General features: G+C 71.9%; 2 protein-coding genes. Both read right to left on the bottom strand.

Translation table 11 applies throughout. The features are described from left to right. Positions 1 to 108: 108 nt before the first annotated feature. A complete protein-coding gene (locus FNH08_RS46960) occupies positions 109 to 1,167 on the bottom strand; it encodes a family 2 encapsulin nanocompartment cargo protein polyprenyl transferase (RefSeq protein ID WP_322726558.1) in 1,059 nt (352 codons plus the stop codon). Between the two features lie 823 nt (positions 1,168 to 1,990). Then, on the bottom strand, positions 1,991 to 3,394 hold the full coding sequence (locus FNH08_RS46955) for a family 2B encapsulin nanocompartment shell protein (RefSeq protein WP_152777962.1): 1,404 nt from the start codon (positions 3,392 to 3,394) through the stop codon (positions 1,991 to 1,993). Positions 3,395 to 3,638 lie beyond the last annotated feature (244 nt).

The following is a 3,638-nucleotide window of genomic DNA, read 5'->3' as shown; positions in this document are numbered from 1 at the left end:
CCGTGGGGATGCGCGGGACCCGCCCTGGCCGGAGCCACCCATGCCGTACGAGGTCAGGTCGGCACGGGACGGGCGGCTCCGGGGTCTTCGTCTGCGTGGACGTGCCGCTCAGTTGCTGCGCCGCGTCACGAACTCCGCCAGCGCGAGGAGGCCGCCCGCCGCCTCCGGGTCCGGGACCGCGCGGGACAGCGCGTGCATCGCCCGTGACATACGGTCGGCCGCCTGCCCCTGCGCCCAGTCACGGCCTCCCGCCCGCTCCACCGCGAGAACCGTGCGCTCCAGCTCCCCCTTTTCGTACGGCAGTCCGTACAGCTCGGCGAGTTCGGCCGCCGCCGGAGTGCCGGAGGCAAGGGCGGCGACGACGGGCAGCGACTTCTTGCGGGCCATGAGGTCCGCCCCGGCCGGCTTGCCGGTGCGCCTTGGGTCGCCCCAGATGCCGATCACGTCGTCGATGAGCTGGAAGGCGAGCCCGGCCTCACGCCCGAACGCCTCCAGCGCCTCCACGTCCTCCTCCCCCGCACCCGCGTACAGCCCTCCCAACGCACAGGCACACCCGAGCAACGCGCCCGTCTTGGCCTCGGCCATGGCGAGCACCTCGTCGAGGGTGACCTCGCCGGGACCCCGCTTCTCCATGGCCGTGTCCGCTTGCTGGCCGGCGCAGAGCTCGACGACACAGCCCGCGAGCCGGGCGGCGGCCGCCGCGGACGCCGGGTGCGGGTCCTCGGCGAGCAACCGCTGGGCCAGTGCCTGCAGGGCGTCCCCGGCGAGGATCGCGTCGGCGTCGCCGAACACGGACCAAGCGGTGGGTCGGTGCCTGCGGGTGGCGTCCCGGTCCATGACGTCGTCGTGGAGCAGGGTGAAGTTGTGCACCAGCTCCACCGCCGCGGCGGCCGGTACGGCGACGGACTGCGGCCCGCCGAGTGCCGAGGTCGCGGCCAGCACGAGGGCCGGCCGTATGGCCTTGCCCGCGCCGCCCGTCGCCGGGGTGCCGTCCGCGTGCTCCCAGCCGAAGTGGTAGCGCGCGATCCGGCGCAACGGACCCGGCAACGACCCGATGGCCCGGCGCAGCTCGGGGTCCACCGTCGCGCGCGTCCGCTCCAGGATCCCCGCCGCCTCCTGCGCGTCGAAGGGGCTCGACGAGCCCTCCGGTCCGATCGCCCCCACGATGCCCGCCGAACCGGCGGGGCTCACCTCACCAGTGGGGTGTCCCGGACCTGCGGGACTCGCCGAGCCTGCCGAACCGGTGTCCCCTGCCGAGTCCACCCTGGGTGCCAGGGCGGCAGAGAACGCCGGGGATGCCGGGGGTGACGTGGATGCCGGGAGTGACGTGGGTGCCGGGGGTGCCGACCCGTTCGCCTTTGCCTCACCCACCGAACCAGCGGGGCTCACGGCCCCTGCGTCACTTGCCGAACAGCCGGTACTCACCGCGGCTGCCGGCTCAGCCGCACCGGCGGAGCTCACCACGCCCGCCGGCTCAGCCGAACCAGCGGGACTCACCACGCCCGCCGGCTCAGCCGGACCGACCGGGCCGACCGGACTGGCCGAGCCAATCGGGCCGACCGAGCCGGACGGACTGCCTGGGCCGACCGGGCTGGTCAAGTGACCCGAGACCGCGGGAGTCACCGGCTCCCCCACACCCGCCGAGGCCGCCGGCTGCCCGCCACCCGCCGAGGCCGCCGGGCCCGTAGGGACCCCCTCGCCCGCCGAGGCCGTCGGGCTCATGGTGCTGTCGGCCCTCCCGGAATCCGGCCCCCAGCTGGGGTCCGCCAGCCCTTGCGGGTGCGCCGGACCTGCCCGGTCCGCCCGGTCCGCCCGGTCCGCTGCGTCGCCCGTCGAAGCTGTCGGGCCTATCGGACCCACGGAACTCGCGATGGGGCTCAGCCTTTCCAGGATCTCGGTCCGGCTCTGTGCCGTCTCCGTCATGGAGTCACCCGTGGGCACGCCTTGGAGAGTCCGCGAGCGGTGGGGGCGGTGTGTGGGGCGCGGTCGGTCACCGCCAGCGGCCGATCTCGACGTTCTCCAGAACGCCGAGCGCGTCCGGTACGAGGACCGCCGCCGAGTAGTAGGCCGTCACCAGGTACTTGATGATCGCCTGTTCGTTGATGCCCATGAACCGCACGGACAGGCTCGGCTCGATCTCGTCCGGGATGCCCGACTGCCGGAGCCCGACGACGCCCTGCTCCTCCTCTCCGGTACGCATGCAGATGATGGACGTCGTCCTGGAATCGCTGACCGGGATCTTGTTGCACGGGAAGATCGGCACTCCGCGCCAGGTGGGGATGCGGTTGCCCGCGATCTCGACGCTCTCCGGAACGAGCCCGCGCCTGTTGCACTCGCGCCCGAACGCGGCGATCGCGCGCGGGTGGGCGAGGAACAGCTTGGATCCGCGCCGCCGGCTGAGAAGCTCGTCCATGTCGTCGGGGCTGGGCACGCCGTCGTGCGGCTGCAGTCGCTGCTCGTACTCGCAGTTGTTGAGCAGCCCGAACTCGCGGTTGTTGATGAGCTCGTGCTCCTGGCGCTCCTTCAACGCCTCGACCGTCAGACGGAGTTGCTGCTCCGTCTGGTTCATCGGCTGGTTGTAGAGGTCCGCCACGCGCGTGTGGATGCGCAGGACGGTCTGGGCGACGCTCAGTTCGTACTCGCGCGGCGCCCCCTCGTAGTCGACGAACGTGTGCGGGATGTCCGGCTCGCCGGTGTGGCCGGCGGCGAGCTCGATCTCCTTCTCGCCGTACTTGTTGGTGCGCTGCGAGGGGATGGCACGCAACTGCTGGAGGTGGTCCCGGAGGGAGTCGGAGCGCTCCGCGATCTGGTCGAGGGCCTGGCGGGGGAGGGCGAGTACGGTGCATGCCGTGACCGCGCGCGCCGTGTACTCCCAGATGGCGTCCGGGTCGAGGAGCGCCTGGTCGCCGAAGTACGCCCCGTCGGCGAGGACTCCGAGGACCGCGTCGTCCCCGTACGGGCCCGTTCCGATCTTCTCCACCTTGCCGTGGGCGAGCAGGAACACCGCGTCGGCGGGGCTGCCGAACTCCGCGAGCACGGTGCCGGGTCCGAACTCCCGCTGCACGCAGCGCTGGGCGAGCTCGCCCAGGACGTCGTCGTCCTCGTACGACCGAAGGGCCGGCAGTTCGCCCAGCTCCGCGGGGATGACCGTGACCCGGTCGCCGGTCTTCACGAAGGTGATGCGGCCGTCGCCCACCGCGTAGCTGAGTCGGCGGTTCACCCGGTATGTGCCGCCCTGCACGTTCACCCATGGCAGCATCCGCAGCAGCCAGCGGGAGCTGATCTCCTGCATCTGGGGTGCGGACTTGGTGGTCGTGGCCAGGTTCCGCGCGGCCGAGGTGCCGAGACTCTGCTGCGGCTTCTCCTGCGCGTGGACCTCTTCGCCTACCGACATAAAGGAATGCCCTCCCGGTCGTGCCGTGATCTCGCGGTCATGCTCCGATCTCACGGACAGCCTTTCAGCACGGAGCGTGATGGTGCTATTACACGAAAGAGCGGGAATGGATCTTCGCCGCGTTGGGCACACTGAGGACTTTGCCGCGAGGTCCGCCGCGGCGTCGGAAATCAGGCAGGGGTGTCAGGAGGCCAGTCGGGGAGCGTAAGTAGGCCAGTCGGGGGGAGCAGAACGGGAGCCGGGG

This window comes from Streptomyces spongiae (assembly GCF_009377185.1).
GTDB classification, from domain to species: Bacteria; Actinomycetota; Actinomycetes; order Streptomycetales; family Streptomycetaceae; genus Streptomyces; species Streptomyces spongiae.
This window is presented reverse-complemented; position numbering and strand designations above follow the sequence as displayed.